General features: G+C 44.0%; 21 protein-coding genes and 1 pseudogene. 19 read left to right on the top strand and 3 right to left on the bottom strand.

What is annotated here, in order from left to right; translation table 11 throughout:
• The first annotated feature begins 23 nt into the window (after window positions 1-23).
• The 9 genes from OQE68_RS27430 (at window position 24) to OQE68_RS27390 (ending at window position 11,569) form a co-directional block, all read left to right on the top strand.
• The gene (locus tag OQE68_RS27430) at window positions 24-1,598 is read left to right on the top strand and encodes an acyl CoA:acetate/3-ketoacid CoA transferase (RefSeq protein ID WP_180566853.1); all 1,575 of its coding nucleotides are present in this window, start codon (window positions 24-26) and stop codon (window positions 1,596-1,598) included.
• Window positions 1,599-1,603: 5 nt separating this feature from the next.
• Window positions 1,604-2,398, top strand: coding sequence for an enoyl-CoA hydratase/isomerase family protein (locus OQE68_RS27425; RefSeq protein WP_219339909.1), 795 nt, complete (start codon window positions 1,604-1,606; stop codon window positions 2,396-2,398).
• A 5-nt stretch (window positions 2,399-2,403) separates the two neighbouring features.
• Window positions 2,404-3,972 carry an aldehyde dehydrogenase family protein gene (locus OQE68_RS27420; RefSeq protein ID WP_180566854.1) on the top strand — a complete coding sequence of 523 codons (1,569 nt, stop codon included), beginning with the start codon at window positions 2,404-2,406 and terminating at the stop codon, window positions 3,970-3,972.
• A gap of 398 nt (window positions 3,973-4,370) precedes the next feature.
• Window positions 4,371-5,621: an ABC transporter substrate-binding protein gene (locus OQE68_RS27415; protein WP_255490750.1), complete on the top strand. Its 1,251-nt coding sequence runs from the start codon at window positions 4,371-4,373 to the stop codon at window positions 5,619-5,621.
• A 253-nt stretch (window positions 5,622-5,874) separates the two neighbouring features.
• On the top strand, window positions 5,875-6,783 hold the full coding sequence (locus OQE68_RS27410) for a carbohydrate ABC transporter permease (protein WP_180566855.1): 909 nt from the start codon (window positions 5,875-5,877) through the stop codon (window positions 6,781-6,783).
• Window positions 6,780-7,661 carry a carbohydrate ABC transporter permease gene (locus OQE68_RS27405; protein WP_180566856.1) on the top strand — a complete coding sequence of 294 codons (882 nt, stop codon included), beginning with the start codon at window positions 6,780-6,782 and terminating at the stop codon, window positions 7,659-7,661. Before OQE68_RS27410 ends, OQE68_RS27405 begins: the two co-directional genes overlap by 4 nt.
• Before the next feature lie 5 nt (window positions 7,662-7,666).
• Complete coding sequence (locus OQE68_RS27400; RefSeq protein WP_180566857.1) at window positions 7,667-9,193, top strand: GMC oxidoreductase; 1,527 nt, start codon at window positions 7,667-7,669, stop codon at window positions 9,191-9,193.
• Window positions 9,193-9,966 (top strand): 3-ketoacyl-ACP reductase, encoded by a 774-nt coding sequence (locus tag OQE68_RS27395; protein WP_219339910.1) that lies wholly within the window; start codon window positions 9,193-9,195, stop codon window positions 9,964-9,966. Before OQE68_RS27400 ends, OQE68_RS27395 begins: the two co-directional genes overlap by 1 nt.
• Window positions 9,967-9,979: 13 nt before the next feature.
• Window positions 9,980-11,569 carry a GMC family oxidoreductase gene (locus tag OQE68_RS27390; protein WP_180566858.1) on the top strand — a complete coding sequence of 530 codons (1,590 nt, stop codon included), beginning with the start codon at window positions 9,980-9,982 and terminating at the stop codon, window positions 11,567-11,569.
• Window positions 11,570-11,723: 154 nt separating this feature from the next.
• On the opposite strand, the gene OQE68_RS27385 is transcribed toward OQE68_RS27390, so the two are convergent.
• Window positions 11,724-12,740 carry a LacI family DNA-binding transcriptional regulator gene (locus tag OQE68_RS27385; protein WP_180566859.1) on the bottom strand — a complete coding sequence of 339 codons (1,017 nt, stop codon included), beginning with the start codon at window positions 12,738-12,740 and terminating at the stop codon, window positions 11,724-11,726.
• 290 nt (window positions 12,741-13,030) lie between these two features.
• On the opposite strand from OQE68_RS27385, the gene OQE68_RS27380 reads away from it, so the two are divergent.
• From OQE68_RS27380 to OQE68_RS27365, 4 genes are all read left to right on the top strand, one after another.
• On the top strand, window positions 13,031-14,203 hold the full coding sequence (locus tag OQE68_RS27380) for a dihydrodipicolinate synthase family protein (protein ID WP_180566860.1): 1,173 nt from the start codon (window positions 13,031-13,033) through the stop codon (window positions 14,201-14,203).
• 213 nt (window positions 14,204-14,416) lie between these two features.
• Window positions 14,417-15,562, top strand: coding sequence for a glycerate kinase (locus OQE68_RS27375; protein ID WP_180566861.1), 1,146 nt, complete (start codon window positions 14,417-14,419; stop codon window positions 15,560-15,562).
• Between the two features lie 10 nt (window positions 15,563-15,572).
• Window positions 15,573-16,604 carry an oxidoreductase gene (locus OQE68_RS27370; protein ID WP_180566862.1) on the top strand — a complete coding sequence of 344 codons (1,032 nt, stop codon included), beginning with the start codon at window positions 15,573-15,575 and terminating at the stop codon, window positions 16,602-16,604.
• 200 nt (window positions 16,605-16,804) lie between these two features.
• A complete protein-coding gene (locus tag OQE68_RS27365; RefSeq protein ID WP_180566863.1) occupies window positions 16,805-17,341 on the top strand; it encodes a PEP-CTERM sorting domain-containing protein in 537 nt (178 codons plus the stop codon).
• A 73-nt stretch (window positions 17,342-17,414) separates the two neighbouring features.
• On the opposite strand, the gene OQE68_RS27360 is transcribed toward OQE68_RS27365, so the two are convergent.
• Together OQE68_RS27360 and OQE68_RS27355 are read right to left on the bottom strand one after the other, a co-directional pair.
• The gene (locus OQE68_RS27360; RefSeq protein ID WP_180566864.1) at window positions 17,415-18,392 is read right to left on the bottom strand and encodes a Tll0287-like domain-containing protein; all 978 of its coding nucleotides are present in this window, start codon (window positions 18,390-18,392) and stop codon (window positions 17,415-17,417) included.
• A 171-nt stretch (window positions 18,393-18,563) separates the two neighbouring features.
• Complete coding sequence (locus OQE68_RS27355; RefSeq protein ID WP_180566865.1) at window positions 18,564-18,986, bottom strand: hypothetical protein; 423 nt, start codon at window positions 18,984-18,986, stop codon at window positions 18,564-18,566.
• Window positions 18,987-19,204: 218 nt separating this feature from the next.
• On the opposite strand from OQE68_RS27355, the gene OQE68_RS27350 reads away from it, so the two are divergent.
• The 6 genes and pseudogenes from OQE68_RS27350 to flgB all read left to right on the top strand — a co-directional run bounded on the left by OQE68_RS27350 (window position 19,205) and on the right by flgB (window position 24,544).
• On the top strand, window positions 19,205-19,753 hold the full coding sequence (locus tag OQE68_RS27350; protein ID WP_180566866.1) for an LOG family protein: 549 nt from the start codon (window positions 19,205-19,207) through the stop codon (window positions 19,751-19,753).
• Window positions 19,754-19,877: 124 nt separating this feature from the next.
• Entirely contained in the window at window positions 19,878-22,058 is a 2,181-nt protein-coding gene (locus OQE68_RS27345) for a tRNA(Met) cytidine acetyltransferase TmcA (RefSeq protein ID WP_180566867.1), read from the top strand.
• A gap of 88 nt (window positions 22,059-22,146) precedes the next feature.
• A complete protein-coding gene (locus OQE68_RS27340; RefSeq protein ID WP_180566868.1) occupies window positions 22,147-22,536 on the top strand; it encodes a hypothetical protein in 390 nt (129 codons plus the stop codon).
• Window positions 22,537-22,717: 181 nt separating this feature from the next.
• Window positions 22,718-23,449 (top strand): annotated as a pseudogene (locus tag OQE68_RS30690) (methyl-accepting chemotaxis protein); the annotation flags it as partial.
• Window positions 23,429-23,833 (top strand): CZB domain-containing protein, encoded by a 405-nt coding sequence (locus OQE68_RS31140; RefSeq protein WP_434801533.1) that lies wholly within the window; start codon window positions 23,429-23,431, stop codon window positions 23,831-23,833. The pseudogene OQE68_RS30690 and the gene OQE68_RS31140, both read left to right, overlap by 21 nt.
• Before the next feature lie 303 nt (window positions 23,834-24,136).
• The gene (gene flgB / locus OQE68_RS27325) at window positions 24,137-24,544 is read left to right on the top strand and encodes a flagellar basal body rod protein FlgB (RefSeq protein ID WP_180566870.1); all 408 of its coding nucleotides are present in this window, start codon (window positions 24,137-24,139) and stop codon (window positions 24,542-24,544) included.

Here is a 24,544-nt window from a genome sequence, read left to right as displayed (position 1 = left end):
GATAAGCAGTAGGTAAAGGTAATATGTCCAAACAGATTTCATTTGAGCAAGCTGCCCAACTGATTAACGATAGGGATGTGGTAACTGTTTCATCCTCCAGTGGTTTAGGTTGCCCTGATCGTATGTTGCAAGCCATTGGTGAACGATTTGATCGTGAAGGGCATCCAACCCAGTTAACCACACTGCATCCTATTGCTGCGGGTGATATGTATGGTATTAAGGGGGTAGATTACTTAGCCAAGCCAGGTTTATTGGACAAAGTCATTGCCGGTTCTTACCCCAGCGGCCCCTCTAGCTTGCCCATGCCAGCCATATGGAAGGAAATTACTGAAAACCGTATTACCGGATACAATATTCCCAGTGGTATTTTGTTTGATATGCACCGAGAGGCTGCGGCTAAACGACCTGGGGTAATGACTCGGGTGGGTATTGATACCTTCGTTGACCCTGATCGGCAGGGGGGAGCAATGAATGATAAGGCAGCCGCTAACCCTATTGTGCGTAAACTGCAGTTTGAAGGGGAGGAGTATTTATTTTTCCCCAGCATTACGCCGAATGTAGCCATTATTCGAGCCACCTCCGCTGACCAAAAAGGCAATCTGTCGTTTGAGCAAGAAGGGGCTTACCTGGGTGGTTTAGAGCAAGCATTAGCGGTGCGAAACAATGGGGGCGTTGTTATTGCTCAGGTCAAGCGGGTGGTGAGTAATAACAGCCTGTCCACTTACCAAGTGCATATTCCAGGCAATCTGGTGGATGCCATAGTGGTAGATCCAGAGCAGCTGCAAACCACCCAAACCCTTTATGACCCTGCTATTTCTGGTGTTATTCGTCGCCCTGATGAAAGTTTTACCCATACCGAATTTTCCCCTGAAAAAGTGATTGCCCGGCGGGTAGCGCAGGAGCTGAAGGCAGGGCAGGCGGTAAACCTGGGTTTCGGCATTTCAGCCAATGTACCGCGCATATTACTGGAAGAAGGGCTGCATGGTGAGGTTACTTGGGTCGTCGAGCAAGGTGCAGTGGGTGGAATACCGCTGTTGGGGTTTGCGTTTGGCTGTGCGGCCAATGCTGACAGTATTATCCCCAGCCCTCAACAATTTACCTATTTCCAGGGGGGGGGCTTTGATCAAAGCTTTCTGTCGTTTATGGAGGTAGATCAGCAAGGCAATGTCAACGTTTCAAAGCTAGGGATCAAGCCTTATTTAACCGCAGGTTGTGGTGGTTTTGTCGATATTACGGCTCATGCCAAAAAGATTGTATTCAGCGGTTTTTTTACCGCGGGAGCGAAGTATGCGTTAGGTGATGGGAAAATTCAGGTTGCTCTGGAAGGCCGCTTCCAGAAGTTTGTTAAAGCCGTTGAGCATGTAACCTTCTCAGGAAAAATGGCGATTCAGCGCGACCAACAAGTTCTGTATGTAACGGAGCGCTGTGTCATGCAGCTGACCCCTGAAGGGATTGAAGTGATTGAGTTGGCCCCTGGAATTGATCTAGAGCGGGATGTGTTATCCAAGGCAGGCTTTCCGCTCAAGGTGGCAGACAACCTAACACTGATGGATGCTGCTTTATTCGAGCCAGCCCCTTTTGGCCTTCAGTTAGGGTAATGGGTATGAAAAGGACAATCGGCATGAATGGCCAAGTGCGATTGGTTAAACAAGCATTTTTAGCTGAAATCATAATCGATCGCCCTGACAAGCTGAATGCGCTCAGTGTTGAAATGCTGGAGGCATTACAGCAGTGCATTCAAGCCATTGAGGCGGATAAAAACTGTCGGGTGGTTATTCTCCATACAACAGGACATCGTGCGTTTTGTGTGGGAGCAGACATCAATGCCTGGGCGGAATATTCACCGCTGGATATGTGGCGAACCTGGGTAAAACGGGGGCATCGTATCTTTGATGGTTTAGCACAATTACCCCAGCCAGTGATTGCTGTCATTCAAGGCCCAGCGTTAGGGGGAGGTTTGGAGTTAGCCCTCGCTGCCGATATCCGGATTGCTGAAACAACCGCCCGTTTTGGACTGCCTGAAGCCAGTATTGCGACTTGCCCAGGTTGGTCGGGTTCGCAGCGTTTAAATCGATTGATCAATCCAAGCCTGATGAAAGAAATGCTTTTTACCGGGCGCCAGCTAAGTAGCGAGCGAGCCTATCAACTTGGGCTGATCAATGAAGTGGCTGCCAATGGAGCAGGTTTAGCCAGCGCGAGACAAATGGCCGCTGAGATTATCCAGCGAGCCCCCATTTCAGTTCAGCTGGCTAAACAGTTAGTCGATGCTGGGCTGGGTGATAACACAGCGATGATCTTAGAAGCCATGGCAGGAAGCTTGGCGGCTCATACCCAAGATGCTCAAGAAGGCATTGCTGCATTTAGAAGCAAGCGACAACCGGAATTCAAAGGGGAGTAGTCCTAATGACTGATCAGCAATCATTCAACCAATCATCTAATGAGAGATTAAGTCAGCTGTCAGCAGTCAACTGGGTTGAGGGAAACCGAGTGGTGGACATCCCCACTGAGCCATTTAAAGGTCAATTATTGATTAATGGTAAATGGCAAGCCTCATCTGATGGCAGTCAGTTGAGTAGGGTAAGCCCTGCTTATGATTTAGTGGTTGCTGAGTATGCCAAAGCCTCAGTGGTGGATGCGGAAGCCGCTATTCAAGCGGCTCGACACGCCTTTGACCAAGGTTCATGGTCAACTATTTCTGGGGCTGAGCGGGCTAAATTACTGAATCAAGTCGCTGACCAGATGATGGCTCGGCAACAAGAGTTGGCTGTCTTAGAGGTGTTGGAATCAGGCAAACCCATTCGTCAGGCAAGAGATGAAGTGGCATGGGCTGCCGAACTTTGGCGTTATGCAGCGGTTTCAGCGAGAAGTCTGCATGGTGACAGTCACAATCAACTGGGCCAGGACATGCTAGCCATGGTGCTTCGTGAACCGATCGGGGTAGTGAGCATCATTACTCCCTGGAATTTTCCCCTGTTAATTGTCAGTCAGAAGTTACCATTTGCGTTGGCGGCGGGTTGTACTTGTGTGGTTAAACCCAGTGAGCTGACCTCGGCAACGACGTTAGTGTTAGGTGAGATTCTGCAAGCAGTCGGTCTGCCCGCAGGGGTAGTGAATATGGTTGTAGGAGAGGGCCCTGAAATAGGCCCAACTTTAACCACCCACCCAATGGTAGATATGGTCTCATTTACCGGTTCAACAGGAGTGGGCAAAGCAATTAGTGCGGCAGCAGCAGGCACACTGAAAAAGGTGTCGCTGGAGCTGGGGGGGAAAAACCCACAGATAATCTTCCCCGACTGTGACTGGGAAGCAGCGGTGGATGCTGTGGTATTTGGGATTTACTTCAATGCGGGGGAGTGTTGTAACAGTGGCTCTCGTATTTTGGTCCATGAATCTATAGCTGATGCATTTACCAAAGCAGTTATTGCTAAAAGCCGGCAGGTACCAGTGGGCGATCCTTTATGTGAAGCAACTAAGGTAGGGGCGATTATTTCAGCTGACCATTTACAAAAAGTCACTGATTATGTTCAAGGCGCTGAACAAGCGGGTGCCACAGTTAGCTTAGGTGGGCAAACCCAAGGCACGGGTGGTTTCTATATGGCACCCACTGTATTGACGGATGTAACCCCGGAGATGGCCGTAGCCAATGAAGAAATCTTTGGCCCGGTATTATCTGTACTGACCTTTAGTGATCTGGAAGAGGCTATTGAGACTGCCAATAACTGCTTATTTGGTTTATCCGCTGGGGTATGGAGCGCCAATATTGATAATTGTCTGGCTATTGGTCGTCGAGTGAAAGCAGGTACGGTTTGGCTGAATACCTGGATGAGTGGTTATCCAGAACTGCCGTTTGGTGGTTATAAGGAGAGTGGGCAAGGACGGGAGTTAGGTAAATATGGGATAGAGGAGTTTACCGAGTTGAAAACGATTCAAATGCATATGGGGCCAAGAACCAGTTGGTGGTTACCGAGGTAGTGGGTGATTTGGCTTTTAAAAAATGAAGTTAAAGAACTCTGAACAGAAATTTGGAAGGCTGGATAAGCAGTATAGAGCCTTATGAGGCATGGATGCCGATTAGAGCATCCCAGGGATGGACTCGCTGCGTGCTCTGTACTGCTTATGCAGCCTTAAAGTTAGGATATGTAATTAGAGCTTAGGTGTTTGATATGGAATAACAGGACATTCGCCTGCCGCTCTTGAAGGGCCCTCCTTGGCCCATCAAGAGCTAAAAAGGCATCCATGCCTTAGCGACAGAATCTCCTGTCACCCCATATCCATAAGCTTTTGGTCCTGTTTAAGTACATCTAGTCCTTTGAATGAAGTGTATATAGCAGTACCAAATCAGTAGGAGTGTATTAGGAGTGGAGTGAGTGATGAAAATAATGACTAAAAAAACAATCAGTGGATTAGCGTTATCAGTAGCTTTAATCAGTGGTGCTCAGGCGGCCGATGTGGAAGTGATGCACTGGTGGACTTCAGGAGGTGAAGCGAAGGCGCTGGGTGAGCTAAAACAGTCTTTGGCTAAACAAGGCGTTGGCTGGAAAGATACACCAGTCGCTGGCGGTGGTGGTAGTAATGCCATGACCGTATTACGGGCTCGGGTATTATCAGGGCAGTCGCCGACTGCGGTGCAAATGCTTGGGTTTGATATCCAAGACTGGGGTGATCAAGGTGTGGTGGCTAATTTAAATCAAGTAGCCAAACAAGAAGGCTGGGATAAAGTGGTTCCCAGTGCATTACAGCAGTTTTCGAAATATCAGGGGAAATGGATTTCAGTGCCAGTAAATGTTCATTCGACTAACTGGGTGTGGGGGAATAAGGCGGTACTGGACAAAATTGGCGTTGGTGTGCCTAAAAATTGGAACGATCTAATTTTGGCGATGAAAAAGGCTAAAAAAGCTGGCTATGTGGCGTTAGCTCATGGTGGTCAAGCATGGCAGGATGCCACAGTATTTGATGGTGTGGTATTGGCGACAGGTGGAGTCGATTTTTATCGAAAAGCATTAATTGAGCTTGATCCTACAGCACTCAGCTCAGACACCATGAAACGGGTTTTCGATCGTATGGCCCAGTTACGGGGTTTTGTGGATAAAAATTACCCTGGCCGAGATTGGAATTTAGCATCAGCCATGGTGATTAAGGGTAAAGCGGCTTTTCAAATGATGGGGGATTGGGCCAAAGGCGAGTTTCTGAGTGCAGGCAAGCAACCGGGTAAAGATTTTGTTTGTTTTAGAACGCCCGGTAGTCAAGGTGCAATCACCTTTAATGCTGATCAATTTACCATGTTCAAAGTGGATAAAGCCCACCAGCAGGCTCAACAACAAATGGCAAAAGCAGTGCTTTCACTAGAGTTTCAAATTATTTTTAATAAAGTCAAAGGTTCTGTACCTGCTAGAACGGATATTTCGGGTGAGCGTTTTGACGATTGTGGAAAAAAAGCCATTGCTGATTTAAAAGAAGCCGTTAATAAAAACAGTTTAGTAGGAAGCTTAGCCCATGGACATGCAGCACCAGCAGCAATAAAAAGTGCTTTTTATGATGTGATTACTGCCCATTTTAATGGAGAGTTTTCTTCGGAAGAAGCAGTTAAGGCACTGGTTTCATCCGTTAAAAATGCCTCTTAATACCCATCACGAATGATTTTTAGGGTTTGTTACCGTCACTGAACACCATGGAAGGTGTGAATGCAGTTTATGCAGGCGCATTAAACTGTCTTCATCCCAGTCACCTATTTCAATAGGCTCATGGGACTTCATCGCTCAGTGGTCTCCCCTAAAAAACCTACGCTTTGGGTATAATAAAAATAAATTTATTTTCAGCCCCCTTTCGTGAAGCTGTTAGAAAAAATGCATTATTAGGAGTGGGATTTTTAATAATATGAAAAATTCAAGCAACCCCAAACCTGCTGATAAAGCCATTGCCTGGCTACAAACACAGCTGCCAAAATTGGTATTAGCACCGTCTTTTAGCATCATACTGCTCTTTGTGTATGGCTTTATCATTTGGACGGTTTATTTATCTTTCAGCGCTTCCCGCATGTTACCCAATTATGAGTGGGTTGGGACTGAGCAATGGGAACGGCTTTGGAATACCCTGACCTGGCAAACAGCTCTGGATAATTTATTGATTTTTGGAGTTTTATATATTGTTTTATGCTTGGCGATTGGGTTGTTGCTGGCCATTTTATTAGATCAAAAAATCCGTTTAGAAGGTGGGTTACGTACACTGTATTTATACCCGATGGCGCTTAGTTTTATTGTCACTGGTACGGCTTGGAAATGGTTTTTAAACCCGGGGTTGGGGTTAGAACGCACTATGCAAGAGTGGGGTTTTGAAAGCTTCGAATTTAACTGGTTAATTGATCCTGATATGGCTATTTATACGGTCGTCATCGCAGGGGTATGGCAAGCATCGGGATTTGTTATGGCCATGTTTTTAGCAGGGCTGAGGGGAATTGATAATGAAATTTTGCATGCCGCGCAGATTGATGGAGCGCCTACTTGGAAAATATACACACGCATTATTATCCCACAGTTAGGGCCGGTTTTTATGAGTGCACTGATTGTGTTGGTGCATTTAGCCATTAAAAGTTTTGATTTGGTAATAGCGTTAACAGGAGGTGGGCCTGGTAATGCTACTGCTTTACCTGCGACTTTTATGTATTCCTATTCGTTTACCCGCAACCAAATTGGCGTAGGGGCCAGTAGTGCAGTATTCATGTTGATTACGGTCGCAGCGATTATCGTGCCTTATTTATATTCAGAATTAAAAGGGAGCAAAAAATGAGCAATAACTCCCAGCAACATGGTTTAAAAACAGCCCGCTTGTGGCGTGCATTAATTTACAGTGTGCTGATTATCATGGCAGTTATTTATTTAGCACCATTGTTTGTCATGGTAGTCACGTCGTTTAAATCGTTGGATGAAGTACGTACTGGCAATATGATGGCGTTGCCTTTGGAGATTACCTTTGAACCTTGGTTGAAAGCCTGGCAGTCTGCCTGTTTAGGTTTAGACTGTGGTGGTATCAACGGTTATTTCTGGAATAGCCTCAAAATGGTGGTGCCTGCTGTACTCATCTCAACTTTTTTAGGTGCATTAAATGGTTATGTTTTAACTAAATGGCGTTTCAAAGGGCACCAGATTATTTTTGGCTTGATGTTATTTGCCTGTTTTATTCCTTTTCAAATTGTGTTGTTGCCGATGTCTCAGGTATTGGGTTGGTTAGGTTTGGCGAATAGTACTTCAGGTTTAGTGCTTGTGCATGTCATATACGGCCTGGGCTTTACAACGTTATTTTTTCGCAATTTCTATGAGGCATTCCCCAACGAATTAATTCGTGCTGCGGTCATGGATGGAGCAGGCTTTTTTAAGATTTTTCGTTATATTTTATTACCTAACTCAGCCCCTATTATTGTGGTAACTATTATTTGGCAGTTTACCAATATTTGGAATGATTTTATTTTTGGGGCTTCATTTGCTTCTGGTGAAGCAGCACCAATGACGGTGGCATTGAATAATTTGGTCAATAGTTCCACTGGGGTAAAAGAGTATAACGTCCATATGGCGGCAGCGATTATTGCTGCACTCCCGACATTACTCGTGTATGTGGTAGGTGGACGTTACTTTGTTCGAGGTTTGATGGCCGGTTCAGTAAAAGGATAATAAAAATGAAAAAAGCAGGCTTATCAGAAAAGCATTATGACCTCATTGTTATTGGCTCCGGAATGGGTGGTGCGACCTTATTAAATCAGCTTGCAGACACAGGCTTAAACATTCTGTTAATTGAGCGGGGTACGCCCTTAATTCACTCAACTCAGGCCCGTGATAGTCAGGCAATATTTGTTGAGGAGGTGTATCGACCTAATGAACAATGGTTGGATGGTGCTGGTAAACCCTTTAACCCCGGTAATTATTACAATGTTGGCGGAAACTCTAAGTTTTATGGGGGCGTTATGCTGCGCTTTCGTCAGGAGGATTTTGGCGAGCTGGTATTTGATGAAGGGATTTCGCCCGCTTGGCCCTTTGCTTACGAAACGCTGGCGCCTTACTACCAACAGGCTGAAGCGCTGTATCAAGTCAAAGGGGTGACAGGGCAAGACAGTTGTGAACCACCGGGTGTAAAAGGCTATGTCGGGGCGGCTATTCCAGATGAGCCAACCATTGCCAAGCTGCGCAGTCAGCTTGAACACGTTGGTGCTAAGCCATTCAGTTTGCCGTTAGCCATTGATATTGATGCTTGGTTGGCGTTGGGGCAAACCCCTTGGGATGCCTTTCCTGGCACTAATCCAGGCAAGCTGGATGCAGAATCTGCCGCATTACAATCGATATTAGACCATCCTAACATTAGTCTGCTGACTAATACGACCGTAACCAGGCTGCATACCGAGGCTAATGGTAAGCAAATCAAATCTGTTGAGGTGTGCCAGGGGGGAGTGCATAAACATTTCTCTGCCCGGTTGTTTGTGTTGGCCGCTGGTGCGGTAAATTCAGCGGCTATTTTATTGCGTTCTGCTGATCAACAGTTTCCAGAGGGGTTGGCCAATCGCTCTGGTCAAGTAGGGCGCAATTTTATGAATCATAATTGCACAGCTTTAATGGCTGTTAATCCGCTGGAGACCAATCATTCTGTCTATCAAAAAACCCTAGGTATCAATGATTTTTACTTATCTGATGGTAATGGCAGCCAGCCGCTGGGGAATATTCAGTTGCTGGGCAAAATTGATGGAACCATGTTGAAAGCCCAGTTGCCTCGTATGCCGAAAGCCGCTTTGGATTGGCTCGCGCGCCACTCTGTGGACTGGTATGTGATGAGTGAGGATTTGCCTCAATCGAATAGCCAAGTACGGGTGAGTAGTAACGGTCAAATTATATTGGACTGGCAGCAAAGCAATCTTTCTGCTCACCAGCAGTTAGTGAAAAAAACCAAACAATTAATGCGAGCGGTGGGGTTCCCCATTGTATTAACCAAAGCCTTTGATCGACGTACTCCTTCCCATCAATGTGGCACGGTTCGAATGGGCAATGATCCGGCCACTGCACCTTTAGATCCCTATTGTCGAGCCTATGACCATGACAATTTGTTTGTGGTAGATGCCTCTTTTTTCCCTAGCTCTGCTGCCGTGAATCCGGCGTTGACTATTGCGGCTCAGGCTATTCGAGTGGCTGAGCATATTAAGCTGACGGAGATACACTGATGAAAATGACAAAGCAGCCTGTGGCGTTAGTAACGGGTGGCCGCCAGGGGATTGGTCAAGCCATTGTTGAGTATTTAGCAAAGGCTGGATTTGCCGTGGCGTTTACGGCGCGTAATGCCAGTGATCGCTGTGAAGCGTTGATTGCTGCTTGCGAAGCGGTAGGCAGCCGAGCACGCTATTTTCCCAGTGATCTTGCGGACTTGAATAGTCACCATGATTTATTAGAAGGGGTCATTAACTGGGGAGGAGGGCTAGATTGTCTGGTAAACAATGCAGGTATTAGCTCGCTCCGTCGGGGTGATTTACTGGAGTTAACGACGGAGTCATTTGATCGGGTCATGGGGGTTAATGTGCGGGGTACGTTGTTTTTATCTCAAGCAGTTGCTAAGTGGATGTTGGAAGCCTCTAGTGAGTTTTACCGTTCGATTATCAGTATTTCATCAGTTAGTGCACTAATGGCATCACCAGAGCGAGCGGATTACTGTATGTCTAAGGCGGCGTTAGCGATGCTGAATAAAGCCCTGGCATTGAGGTTAGGCAGTGACAATATTGGCGTTTTTGAGCTGCGGCCAGGCATTATTAAAACCGGTATGACAGCGGGCGTTGCGAGCCGCTATGACCAACGAATAGCGGATGGTTTGGTGCCTGCACAGCGTTGGGGAGTGCCGGATGATATTGGCCGGGCGGTGGTGCCATTTGCTAGGGGGGAGATGGCATTTGCCAGTGGGAGTGCCATTGAATTAGATGGTGGGTTATCCATCAACAGACTGTAGGTTTTGAACAAAGATGTACGATTACATAATTACGGGTGGAGGACCGGCGGGTTGTGTACTGGCTAATCGGTTAACCGCCAATCCTGATATTTCGGTATTACTACTAGAATCTGGTAATACGGATTATCACCCTTTAATACATATGCCTGCTGGGTTTGCCAAACTCACGGGGGAAACTGCCACGTGGGGGTATTCTACGGTGCCTCAGCAACATCTGAATAACCGTGAAATGTGGTATCCCCAAGGTCGGGTGCTAGGTGGGGGCAGTTCGATTAATGCCCAGGTGTATACCCGTGGCCATCCTAGTGATTACGATGAATGGGCTGCTGAAGAGGGCTGTGAGGGTTGGTCTTTTGATGAAGTGCTGCCGTATTTTCGGAAGGCCGAAGATAATATTCGTTTGGTTAACCGATTTCATGGCGTCGGTGGGCCGTTACAAGTGTCTGATCCAGTCCCTCATCCATTAACCAACACGTTTGTACGGGCTGCGCAGGAAGCAGGGTTTCCCTTTTCAGCTGATTTTAATGGCGCGGTACAGGAAGGCTTTGGCTATTATCAGCTAACGAATCGAGCAGGCAAACGCTGTAGTGCCGCTGCCGCTTATATAAAGCCTGTATTAAAGCGATCGAACCTCACCATTATTACCAAAGCGACCGTTAAGAAAATACTCATAGAAAATGATCGGGCTGTAGGGGTTCAGTATGTTCAGCGGGGTAGTAATCAGCTGTTTTCTGTCAGGGCCCAGCAGGAAGTGTTAGTGACTTCAGGGGCTGTAGGCTCACCCAAACTATTGTTGTTATCCGGTATTGGCCCTGCGAATCATTTAAAAAATGTCGGCGTGGATGTTGTGCATGACTTGCCAGGAGTGGGTGAGAATTTTCATGATCATATGGATGTGTTTGTGGTCAGTGAGTGTAGTGGTGATTACAGCTTTGATCGCTATAAACCCTGGTATATGAACCTGTGGGCTGGGCTGCAATATTTACTGTTTAAAACTGGGCCAGTGGCTTCGAATTTATGTGATGGCGGCGGGTTTTGGTATGCAGATAAAGCGTCACGGTCGCCGGATATTCAGTTTCACTTTTTGCCCGGTTCAGGGTTAGAGCATGGGTTAAAACAAATTCGTAATGGGGTTACTTTAAACTCAGCATTATTACGTCCAAAAAGTCGGGGTACGGTGCGGTTACGTTCTGCAACTTTTACAGATACACCACTCATTGATCCTAATTATTGGGCAGAAGAATACGACAGAAGGTTGTCTGTTGAAGGCTTTAAATTGGCTAGGGACATTATGGCGCAACCAGCATTTAGACCATTTATAAAAGGTGAGGTAATGCCAGGGGCTGATGCGAAAACCGATCAGCAAATTATGGAATATGCCAAGCAATTTTCAAAAACCGATTATCACCCTGTAGGGGCTTGTAAAATGGGGGCAGTAAACGACGAGTGGAGTGTCGTGGGACCAGATTTACGGGTGAGAGGGATAGATGGACTGCGGGTTATGGATTCCTCGGTAATGCCGCGGGTAGTCAGTGCCAATACTAATGCAGCAACGATTATGATTGCAGAAAAAGGCGCAGCGTTAATATTGAAGGCTAAGTAAGTGTTGGTAATAAAGTATAAGACAGATTATCAGTGTTTTATATTTTTGCTGCTGTTTTAAGCAGGCTTTCTGGTTTTAACGACGTCTATACCACTTTTTTAGGTGTAAAGAAAAAGCGGTATAGACTCACAGCGAAGGATATATTTATTGAAAATTATTTATTAAGTATCGATGACTCCCTTATCATAACTTTCGGCATTACGGTTTGGTTGGAAATAGGGCGCTCTGGGTCTTTTAAACGGTTAATTAAGCTCTCGGAGGCTAATTTGGCTAATTGGTCTGTATAAATATGGACGCTGGTTAAGGAGGGGCTAAAGACATTGCAGCCTTGGATATCATCAAAACCAGTAACAGCAACGTCTTTGCCTGCCTTAAACCCAGAGCGGTCTAAGCCAAAGGAAACCCCAAATGCAACAACATCACTGTAACAAACAATGGCTTCAGGTAATGGGCCTTGTTTGGCTCGCTCCATAATCAGTTTGGCGGCTGCTTCTCGGGTAGGGGGACAAGGTAATATTTCACACGCTTCCATGGCAATACCTGCTTTACTCACTGCGGTTTTAAAGCCAGCCAAGCGGCTTTCATAAACAGAGGTGTTGTCTAAGCCGCCTAGAAAAGCCAGCCGTGTAAAGCTTTGTGCAAGTAAATGGGCGGTAACGGCTTGGCTGCCGGCAATATTGTCAGGGCTGATGAAGTCACACGCATTGCCTTCGATTGGACGCATCACACTAACAATGGGTAAGCCTTTCATGGTGTGGCTGGTAAGTTGCTCATAACTCGTACCAAACACGGGGCAGATGACTATGCCAGCTGCACCATGTTCAGCAAAGGTGCGTACCACTTTTTCCTGTTGCTGCATGTCTTCAGAGGTATTGGCCATCATGACCACATAGCCTGAGTCAGTAAAGCTGCGCTCCAGGGCAACGGCCAGCTCAGCAAAAAACGGGTTAGTGAGGTCATTGATGACCATACCAATAATTTCTGATGAGCGACGACGTAGGTTGGCTGCTGCCCGGTTGTACACATAACCTAATTGTTTGGCAGCCTTGAGCACTTTTCGTTTGGTCTCTGGTTTTATTTTGGGGCTATCTTGTAGCGCTAACGAAACCGTTGATTTAGAAACGCCTGCTGCAGCAGCAATATCAGGAAGGGTAATACTTGTTTTGGTCACAGGCTTTCTCTCGATTTTGTTTTTTACACAATGGTTTCGATCGCTCAGTCTCTCAACTATATTCAGCATTCATTCGGCCACTCAGCTGAATAATGCTAATACTGGTAAAGCGGTCACTTGCAACGACTAAACGTTTATTGTAACGTTCCATTAATTTATCACAATAACAAACTTTGCGCACTGCCTAAAGGTGGTGATTTCAGAATTTTCATTAATAACACTACTACTAGTATAATCTATTAATTATCCTGTATTTTAAGGATTTAAGATAATTACCAGGAGGCCAGCCCATGCTTCTCTCTGTTAACCTGCCAACTGCTGATAATAAATTGGAACGTTACAATTTATCGGCTGAAGGGTTTGCTGATGTCAAGCCAACAATTCCCTTGAACCGGACCCTTTATGCGGCGGCTCATCTGGTGGTTGATCCGTTTCAAGAGCGGCATCCATGGCAAGGTATTCCCGCTGTGGATTGGGATGCAACCTTGGCGTATCGAGAGTATTTATGGGGACAGGGTTTTAAAGTGGCTGAAGCTATGGATACTGCGCAACGGGGGATGGGGGTGGATTGGCCAACGGCACTCGAATTAATTAAGCGAAGTATTTCATTGGCAAAAACTATTCCTGGTGCTGATTTAGCTGCTGGCGTGGGCACTGATCAGCTTAATGAGCAAATTAACTATACCCTAGATGATGTACGCAAAGCCTATATTGAACAGATAGAGGCTATTGAGGCTGTGGGTGGCAGGGTGATTTTAATGGCTTCCCGTGCGTTGGCAAAAGTGGCTACAAGCCCGGATGAGTACATAGGGCTTTATGCTGAACTGATTCAGGGCTGTCGTTATCCGGTTATTTTGCATTGGCTGGGGGATATGTTTGACCCTCAACTTACCGGTTATTGGGGTAGTACGGATATTTGGCAGGCCATGGCAACCGTAGAAACCATTATTAATGAAAATCAGCGAAAGTTAGCGGGCATTAAAATTTCTTTGCTTGCCACTGAGTATGAAGTGGCATTACGCAAGCGCTTACCGCAAACAGTGAAAATGTTTACCGGAGATGATTTTAATTACCCAGAATTGATCGCTGGTGATGGTGAAGATTTTTCCCATGGTTTGTTGGGTATTTTTGATCCCATTGCGCCAGTTGCTGCACATGCTTTAGCGAAGTTGGCTGAAGGGGATATTGCGGACTATTTTCGTTTAATGAACCCAACAGTTGCTTTATCTCGAAAAATATTTGAAGCGCCAACTCAGTACTATAAAGCGGGAGTAGTATTTATTGCCTGGCTAAATGGCCATCAGTCTCATTTCTCCATGGCAGGAGGGATGCAATCGGCTCGTTCTTTAGTACATTATGCGGAGGTATTTCGGTTAGCGGATCAAGCGGGTGTATTAAGAGATCCTGAGTTAGCAGTGAGGCGGATAAATCAGTTGAAGGCTGTATATGGTGTATATGATTAATAGGCTTAGGGTATAGTGAAAGAAACTGAAAAGAAGCCTGGAGTTTGATATGGAATAACAGGCTATTCTTCTGCCGCTCTTGAAATGCCTTCCTTGGCCTATCAAGAGCTAAAGCGACATCCCTGTCGCCGCGACAGAATACCCTATTACTCCATATCAGCTAGCTTTAATGGTGGATCAAAAAATAAATTTAGTATTGCTATGGAATAACCAATGAAAATTGTCATTGCACCTGACTCCTTTAAAGAAAGCCTGTCCAGTATTGAAGTGGCGGAAGCGATTGCGCGAGGTATGCAACAGGTGTTGCCTGATACTGAGTTAATTAAACTACCAGTAGCAGATGGGGGGGAAGGAACGGTTGATGCAATGGTGGCGGGTACCAATGGTAATAAGTTTCGCTGTCGAATAGCCGGGCCAATGGGAGAACCCACTGATGCTTGCTGGGGGCTATTGGGTGATGGGGTAACAGCTGTGATTGAGGTAGCTGAGGCAGTGGGTTTAGCGAAAGTACCGGCTAAGCAACGTAATCCATTAAAAGCGACGAGTTATGGTGTCGGAGAATTGATTATTGAAGCACTGAACGCAGGTGCCAAACAGCTGGTTATCGGCTTAGGTGGTAGTGCCACCAATGATGGGGGCGCTGGGATGTTGCAGGCTTTAGGGGCCCGTTTATTAAATAAGGCAGGCGATGTAATTGCTTTAGGTGCTGCAGGGCTGGCCGATCTACAGCAGGTGGATCTTAGTTATTTAGATAGTCGGTTGCTAAGTGTTGTATGTAAAGTTGCCTGTGATGTAGATAATCCATTATTAGGCCCTAAAGGAGCTACTTATACTTATGGCCCGCAAAAAGGGGCTGATGTAACGATGCTACAACAGTTGGAAAATCATTTAAGTCATTATGCAACGGTTGTGCAGCAAACCCTGCGGCGAGATATGGCTGCTTTTCCTGGTGCTGGAGCAGCAGGTGGTTTAGGCTTTGCGTTATTAGCGGGTTTACCTGCTCAATTGCAAAGTGGTGTTGATATCGTATTAGATGCCATTAAGTTAGCAAACTATTTGGCTGATGCAGATTTGGTGATTACGGGTGAAGGTAAAATAGATGGTCAAACTATTCACGGTAAAACACCAATCGGTGTTGCTAAACTGGCTAAACAGTATAATTGTCGTGTTATTGCATTAGCTGGGAGTTTAGGCGATAACTACCAAGTTGTTTATCAGCAGGGGATTGATGCAGTCTTTAGTGTCGTACCAGGGGTTATGAATTTAACTGATGCGTTAACGAATGCTGAACAGAATATTGAAAATACAGCTTTTAATATTGCAAAGGTTATTTGTTGTCAAAAAATGACGAGATTTTAAGGTTTTATAGATGATAAAAACAGGAATTATTGGTTATGGTTTTTCTGCTCAGACCTTTCATTTACCCTTTATTAAACACCTGAATGAATTTGAGTTGACTGCAATCAGTTCGAGCAAAAGCGAACAAGTATTAGCCGACAACCCAGGTATGCAGGTTTATGATACGGCTGAACAATTAATAAAAGACAATACGACAGAACTGGTCATTATTACTTCACCTAATGATACCCATTATGACTTAGCAAAATTAGCTCTAGCCAATGGCAAACATGTGATTGTGGAAAAGCCGTTTGTTACTCAGGTAGCTCAGGGAGAAGAACTGATTGCGCTAGCGAAAGAAAAAGAATTAGTACTGTCAACCTATCATAATCGTCGTTGGGATGGGGATTTTTTAACCATACAGCAAATTATAGAATCAAAAGCACTGGGTGAAATTCGTGTATTTGAATCCCACTTCGACCGGTTTCGACCTATTAGTCGGCAACGTTGGCGTGAGCAGGCAGGTGAAGGTACTGGTATTTGGTATGACTTAGGCTCTCACTTGGTTGACCAGGCATTATGTTTATTTGGCTGGCCAAAAGCAATCACCGCCTGTTGTCGTGCGTTAAGAGAAAACTCACAAGTGACTGATTATTTTCATGTGCAGTTGCATTACCCCAATCATGAAGTAGTACTTTGTTCCAGCCCGTTTTCTGCAGGCCCTGGCTTACGCTTTCAATTGGAAGGCACTAAAGGCAGTTTTGTTAAATATGGCTTGGACCCGCAAGAGGATCAGCTAAAACAGGGTAGAGGGCCTGCTAGTGAAAACTGGGCAAGAGAGGTAGAGGCAAAGCATGGTATGTTGTTTCAGGAAGATAAAGAAGCCATTTATCCAACCCTGTTAGGCGGCTATCAGCATTATTTTAGTAATATTGCGCAGGCTATTAAGCATAATAAAACGGTGGCTGTCACCGCTGAGCAAGCTTTGGCTGTTATAAACATAATTCAGCTGGCAGAGCGTAGTAGTGCTATGGGCCAAACGATACCATTACTTAATGAATAATTGCTTTTAGGGTGTCTTTAACAAAAACGCAAGAGTTTAATTGATAAAATAGAAATGATACTGAAATAGTTGTTGTGTTTTTATACAAAACCTGCTGGATTTACTGGTAAAAATCAATAAGTGACTGATTAATAAGCGCTGGTACAGCACTTGCCTTATTAGTGGAAACGGATTCAAAAACCAGCAAAAGGTAGGCTTGTATGAAAACATTCGCTTCAGTTAGGCAGTTAGTTTTTATTTGCTCATTAATGTCAATGGTGATGTTACTTCCAACCAAAGGACATAGTGCACTGGTTTCATTTCAAGTAGAAGACACTATGAATCCTCTACTGTTATTCGGTATGTTCACGGTGGATGATATGGATCCAAACTATGGTACTGGGTTTCAGTCATTAATTGATTGGGCTATTTTTGATATGGAAGGCGTACCTGGTATTCATACTCCGGTTGATAATGTAACAGCTGCCATGGCATTTATTAATTTAACCAATCCAAACTTATCTTTATTAAACGTTAACTCGACAGATACTGTAATACCTCCAGCGATTCCCAGTGGTAATAACTTAGTACTTAATTCCGATAATACCTGGTCCTCTGGAAACATGAATGGAAATTATATGGTAAGCCTAGTGAGTGTTGAAAATCTAATCAGTGTTCACGAACCATCCATTATTGCACTGTTTAGTTTGTCCCTAACCTGTCTATTTTTCAGTACCCTCAAGCGACGCCGCCGCTAAAGTAGTAGTAAAAGGGGCTTAACAGCCCCTTGTTGTATTTTCGGTTTTACTTCTTTCGTTTCCTCCCTATCCCCTAAAAATCATGCATCTTCATAAATTTTTTTAAGTCTTTGATAAGGCTATATAGTGTTTTAAATTGCTTGTTTAAATTCCTTATTTCGGTGCTGGATTTGTACTCTGTGTGAAAGAGTGTCATATTCTCTTCTCTATCTTGGTGAATAGATTGAATTGCCTTTGAAGCTTCTGATGTGATTTTTTTGATGGGGCTAACTACGAAGATAAGGATGTATAAAATAAAACAAATTAAGAGAATAAAAAATAAACCTATTGCTATAAGTGAATAAACGTTAACGCTTTTGAGTAGAATAAGTAGTCCGCTATTATAAGGTAATGAAACACTGACGATACCTGCTAGGCGTCCTTGCTCGTAGTTAAAACCGCTGTCTCCTGGGTAGAGTTCTTGTAGCTTTTTAGGTGCATTTTTAGGGTCACCATGACAGCTTAAGCAGGATTTTTCTGCAGTAATTTCTCGTGCATAGAGAAAACGGCTATCCGTTTTTTTATAATACTCACGTCGATGGAACTCTTCTTTAATTAATGCTATTGCTGTTTGCTCAAACCCATTAGGTGCATTGTGAGGGTTCAAAAAATTATCAGAGGTAATACGAAATATAACATTCGCATTATTCTGAAGGGTGATATCAGATAGCTCTCTTTGAATGAGGGATGGGTTTTTTAAATGGTAATGGTCAATAATGGTTCTTTTTTTATCGTCTTTTAACTGATCAACAACGTAGGTTTTTTTATCAAGATAGTCTTGCGGATTAAAATGTTCCCGTACACCTGATTTGACCCAAATACCGCCTTTAAACTGGCCAGCCCAATGACCGACATGAGTGACCATATCCGCGATGCTACTGGCTTGTGTTCGTAGGCTGCTGATATAAACGGCATGGCTGATTAGGTAATAACAACCAAGAAAAGATAGAGTAAGTAAAAAAAACCATGCAATAATGTGGTTGGCTAAATGGTTATTGCCTAACTTACTCATCTTACGAGCCCCAACACGCTTAAGTTTGTTTTGAAAAGTCCAGTTATTAAGCTGAGCTGCTAACAGTATAGCAACTAAGGGTATTGACGGCGTGATAGGCTAAGGCCAAGCAATCAATGCTGGCCTACTCAATTACCTCCAGATTCTGAGAGGTAATTAGGGCCAGTTGATTTAAAAAACAGAGCGAGTATATTGCCAGCTATTATGTTGATAGCAAGCCATGGCAGGGAAAGCATCCTGGCTGGCTTCTACTCTAATGACATAATTACGGCAGGGGAGTCCCATTCGGCTGGTGTAGGTGCTACCCGCAACAAATCCAATATACCCTAGAGTCGGATGAGATATACGACGATATTCCCCTTCAGCAAAACCACTAAACCCCGTTTGAACCCACCGTTCAGCTTGATCATTGACCACGGTAATTTGAAAATCACTGTTGAAGCTCCAAAGTGTCCACTTTAGTATGTGGGAACGGTCAATGTCCCAGATAGAAAGGCTCGATCGGGAAGCCGCTTGAGCTTTACTCTGAAAGTAGATTGTTTCTTGTCCAAACGTAATGAGTATGGCAAGTAGAAAAGTTATATGCTTTTTCATAGCGCTATTATAAGTATAAGAAAAATACTACTTCAGTATTTAGGGTAGTTGATTTTAGTAAAAATGTTCCAATAATAGCCAATAAAATAGCATACTTTAAGACTGTTGTTGAATAATTGAATAGTTTACTAGTTGAATACACCCTCCTGTTGTACAACTTTTAAGCTCAAAAACGGTTAGCGTAGAGTTTGTCCAACCAGGGTATAGTGAGGTTATGAATGCGGGTTAATATTTTTTGTGCATCAAGGTCAGGACTTGATCCTAGTTTGCCTACCATGGTTCAGCAGCTGGCAATAGCGTTAATAAAAAACAAAGTAGGTGTGGTCTATGGTGGTGCTAATGATGGGTTGATGGGAATCTTGGCTGATCATGTATTAGCACTAAAAGGTGAAGTAATTGGTGTTATGCCAAGCTTGTTGGTGGCTAGAGAAAGGGCACACGCTGGATTAACTGAGCTGTTTGAAGTTAGCAGCCTGGCAACCAGAAAAGAAAAAATGGCCAGCCTGGCAGATTGTTTTTTGGTTTTACCCGGTGGCCTGGGTACCCTTGATGAGTTGTTTGAAGTATTAACCTGGGCCCAAGTAGGCTTGCATAATAAACCCATAGCCATTCTTAATCATCATGGCTATTACAATCACTTACTGACTTTTTTAGAGGAAGGTGTAGCTAACCAGCTGATTGCAGAAAAAGACTTTAATCGTTTACTTGTTGCAGATACGCCTGTTGGAGTAGTGGAAAAGTTACTAGAAAGCGTAGTATTCGATTAGGTTCGTTGAGGCTTGCTTGAAATAGTACCTTCGAACAAGTGTGAGCAGCCCCTACAGCTTAAATATAGTATTAATAACATAATGCCACGAAAGTAGATAACCAGAAGTCAGGTGAGGTGTTTTTTTGCAACAGCAACTTAGTCATTGGTTGGCCGTTATTAAGCAACAGGCGACTGTCAGTAGGCATCGTGCCACTATAGTGATTGCTGGAGAGCAAGCATGGACTCAACAACAGGCGAGTCATTTGGTTACTTTGCTGGGGCCAGTCACTTCTGGTTATTGGGTGACCACTGATAATTTGCGACATCAGGGCATCACTGTTATCGCACCACAGCAGGTACGAGAGTGTTTAGGTCGAGAAAGCCAGCTTTTGGTTTATGATGCATTCACAGGCTTTAACCCGGATCATTTTGCAGCGATGACTGGTACTTTAGCTGGCGGTGGTCTGTTACTTTTATTGACGCCACCATTAGCCACCTGGGCTGAATTTAATGACCCAGAATATCATCAGTTGACCGTATTGCCTTATACTGCAGATTCAGTACAAGGCGCTTTTTTAAAGTGGCTGGTAGCAGCAATTCATAAACCACGTTCGTTGTTTATAACATGGCAGCAAGATCAATCACTGCCAACCGTTGAGGTAGACTCCAGCTTGCAGCCAGCAGTGAGGGTAGGTGATGCTGTTACAGCAGATGGTTGTATTACCCAAGATCAAGCAGAAGCTGTTGCAGGTATAATAAAAGTCGCGACAGGACATCGTAAACGCCCGTTGGTTATTACAGCGGATCGAGGGCGAGGAAAATCAGCTGCACTGGGTATTGCCGCTGGGAAATTGTTGCAACAAGGCAAGCGTATTTTAGTGACAGCCCCTAATTTTGAAGCTGTGCATACATTATTTAGTCATGCGGCAACCTATTTAACGATTGACTGGCCATTACAACCTAAATTGATTTATAGCGATGCTCATACCAATAGTTGGCTGCATTATGTGACGCCTGATAATCTCAGTGATGAAATGACACCAGCTGATGTACTATTCATTGATGAAGCTGCCGCAATTCCTCCCAACTTATTAAACCGTTGGACAGAACACTACACTCGTATTGTATTTGCCACCACAGTGCATGGCTATGAAGGAACAGGGCGGGGATTTACCATTCGTTTTCAGCCTATGTTAACCTGCATTAGACCGCAATGGCGAGCATTGAGCTTAACTCAGCCGATTCGCTGGCAGTCAAATGACCCATTAGAAAATTTTTGTTTTGATGCGTTGTTACTGGATGCAGAGCCTGTTGCAGATGAGCAATTAATTAATTTTACGGCTAAAGATCTGATATTTAAAAAAATATCGCCTGAGATGTTGGTGCAACAGCCACAATTATTGAGGCGTTTATTTGGGTTGCTGATAATGGCTCATTATCGTACTACACCAGGCGACTTAAGACACTTATTGGATGGCCCCAATTTACAGATTTGGCTCGGGTTTTATCATGGCGAAGTCGTTGCTGCCAGCTTAACTGCGCTTGAAGGTGCCCTAGACGAGGATTTAACCCATGCGATTTATTTAGCTAAACGGCGTCCTAAAGGGCACTTAGTACCACAAACGTTGGTCGCTCATGGTGGTTATCAACAAGTAGCAAGGCTACGTTGTGTCAGAATTATCCGTATAGCAGTCCATCCTGCCATTCAGGGGCAAGGGGTGGGGCGACAGTTAATTGATCATATTTATCATGAAGTAAAAGCGGAACAAGATTATCTAGCAGTTGCTTATGGTGTTACATTACAGTTGCAGGGTTTTTGGCAGTCATTAGGTTTTTTACCACTCAGATTGGGTATTACTAGGGAAGTGAGCAGTGGCTGTTATGCCTTAATAATGGCAAAACCTGTTTCGGTTGAAGCGACGAAACAAGTGCTTGAAATGAGTTCTCGGTTTCACCATCATTTTATTTCACAATTAGCTGAGTTGTGGCCAGGCTTGGATGATAAAATCGTGACTGCCATTTTAAGTAGTCATCAACAGAATAACATAGAACTATCAGAGCAAGATCAACAAGATGTGTATGCATTTGGTTTTGGTAATCGGCAATATGAAACTTGTATTGTGCCGTTAAGAAATTGGCTGCAAGTGCAAATTCAACAGCATCCTAAACAATGGTTGCAGTTGACAGAGTCAGAACAACATTTATGGATAAAAAAAGTAATGCAGCAATATAGCTGGGAGCGCTTACGGAATTTAACTGGATTAGCCAAACAGCCTCTGATTAAACAAATGCGGCAGGTAGTACAAAAACTAACGTTAAGATAACTTACGTCCCATTCAAAGTGGAGAAAATCACTAAACTGGTTTAACTTGTATGTAGCAAATCATTTCCATACACAGGGTGGAGAGCTCAATGCCGATCAATGGTATAGGTGGCTTTTCTCAATTGCCGATACAACTACCGGTGGTGAGTCGTACACCTGATCAAGCCAATACGAATAATAGCTTAGTTAATGGTGAGCTAGATCGAAGCCCTTCAACTCTCAATGCTAATCCAGCGTCTAACCATACCACGACTGAAATAGCCTCTACTCAGGTGGTACCTGCTAATCGTGAAGCAACTGCTACCCAGCTACAATCAACAGCTAATCAGCAAAATAGGCAAAGTCAGGCCCTAATACCAGCAGATAGACCTAACAATAATATTGCTATTACTGAACAACAACAGCAATTATTGCAACGCTTTCAGCAGTCATCGCTACCCGTTGATAATACGTCCAGATTGATTGATGAAAGAGTGTAAACAGCAGAAGTGAGCAGGATAGGTATTTCTTTAGGTGGAAGCTGATTAGCTTAAGAAATTTAATCGCCATAATTTAATAGCCATAAATAGTTAACAAAAGCGACAATTACCTTCTATGCTTCACTATTAAGAAAGGTTTCAGTCTCTTTAGATTATTTCAGTTTTAAACAAAGGCTCTGTTATGTTTGGATCTAATAAATATAAGCAGCAGTGTTTTAATTTGGAGCAAGAAAATAAACAGCTACGAGATAAGGTTGCTGAGTTGGAAAAAAACGTTTACGAGGCTGAGCATGGTAAAGATGATTTAATAAGGGAAGCGAAAGGTGGTGCAGAAAATCTTAAGCAATTAATTAATACCTTTTTCTATGGCGAGCAAATGATTCAAAACATTCGAGAAGGGCTAGCCAGTGCTGCACAGCAGTTACAGGGTGAAAAAGGCAACCTAATGGATGCAGATGAATTATTTATCAATACAGGTAAATTACTCGAGGCATTAAGTAATCGTGTCAATGGTATTAGTGAAGTTGCAACCGACAGTGCTGACAGTGTCCAGAATCTAGAAAAAGTCGCCTCACAAATCACCCAGTTTGTTGGCGTCATCCGTGATATTTCTGAGCAAACCAACTTGTTGGCGTTAAATGCTGCCATCGAGGCTGCCCGTGCTGGGGAAACCGGTAGGGGATTTGCGGTGGTGGCAGATGAGGTCCGTAACTTAGCTCAAAAGGCAGGAGAAGCGAGCGATGAAATTTCCACATTAGTGGATACAGTGGTGCAAGGTACTCAAGTTAGCACATCTCAAATTCAAAAAATGGTAGAAGCGACAACAGCAGTGAACCAGGAAACCGCTGACATAGGTAATACTGTGAATGAAGTGTTGAATATGTCCCGGCAAATGCAAGGTATTATCGAGGAATCAGCCAACACCAGTTTTGTTCAAACCATGAAGCTAGATCATGTTGCATGGAAAGTATCTATTTATCGTCATTTAATTCATCAGTTGCCTGTGCAGGAAGGGGCAATACCTGACCATGCCCATTGTCGGCTGGGTGATTGGTATTATCATGGTGAGGGTAAGCATTATCAAAACTTAATGGCTTATCGTCACTTGGAAGAACCACATAAGATGTTGCATGTCAGTGGTATTCAGGCAATTGAGGCACAATTAGCAGGTAAGCATAGAGAAGTGTTAAAACATTTAGAGTCAATGGAATCTGCCAGTGTTAAAGTCGTCGATTGTTTAAGTGATCTGGAATCAGCAATGCGTTCATCGGATGACAACCACGGTTTTCATCATTAAGCGATAACTTCCTCTTAAAACAGTAAAACAGTAATCACTCTATTTCGTAAACAACAGTAGTGGTCTGCTACTGTTGTTGTCCATTTAGTGCTACAGCTTTTTCTTTTGGTTCATGCTCAGGTTACCAATAGGGCTAACCCGAATAATTCAGGCTAATGTAGTGTGGCACGAGATTGCCGGATTGCCTCCTGGCATTGTTATCTAAGTTGTTGTATTTATTATTATTTATTTCTGGCATAGGCATTGCTCTGAAATTGTCAATAACAATGACTGCCTCCTATCTAGCAAGTGGTAATTGAGCAAATGGCTATTAATTTTGATCAGGCATTAGGGATTCATCCTCAAGCATTATTATTAAGAGGAAAGCGGGCAGAGTTATTGGCTGATAATTTAGTTAATAGCGATACCCCTGGTTTTAAAGCCCGTGATATTGATTTTAAACAGGTATTGAATCGGGTTAATGAGGCACAACAATCTGGCAATAAATTGCCGTTGCAGCAAACGCATCAAGACCATTTAGTCGGCTTATCGCAGAAACAGGATGCAGATTTGTTATATCGTATTCCAATTCAGCCTGCCATTGATGGTAATACAGTTGATACCCAACAGGAGTATGCCATTTATGCTCGGAATGCAATGGATTATCAAAGTAGCTTTGAGTTTTTAAACAGCAAGTTTAAAGGTTTAATCAAAGCAATTAAGGGGCAATAA

Source organism: Spartinivicinus marinus (assembly GCF_026309355.1).
Classification (GTDB): Bacteria; Pseudomonadota; Gammaproteobacteria; order Pseudomonadales; family Zooshikellaceae; genus Spartinivicinus; species Spartinivicinus marinus.
This window is presented reverse-complemented; position numbering and strand designations above follow the sequence as displayed.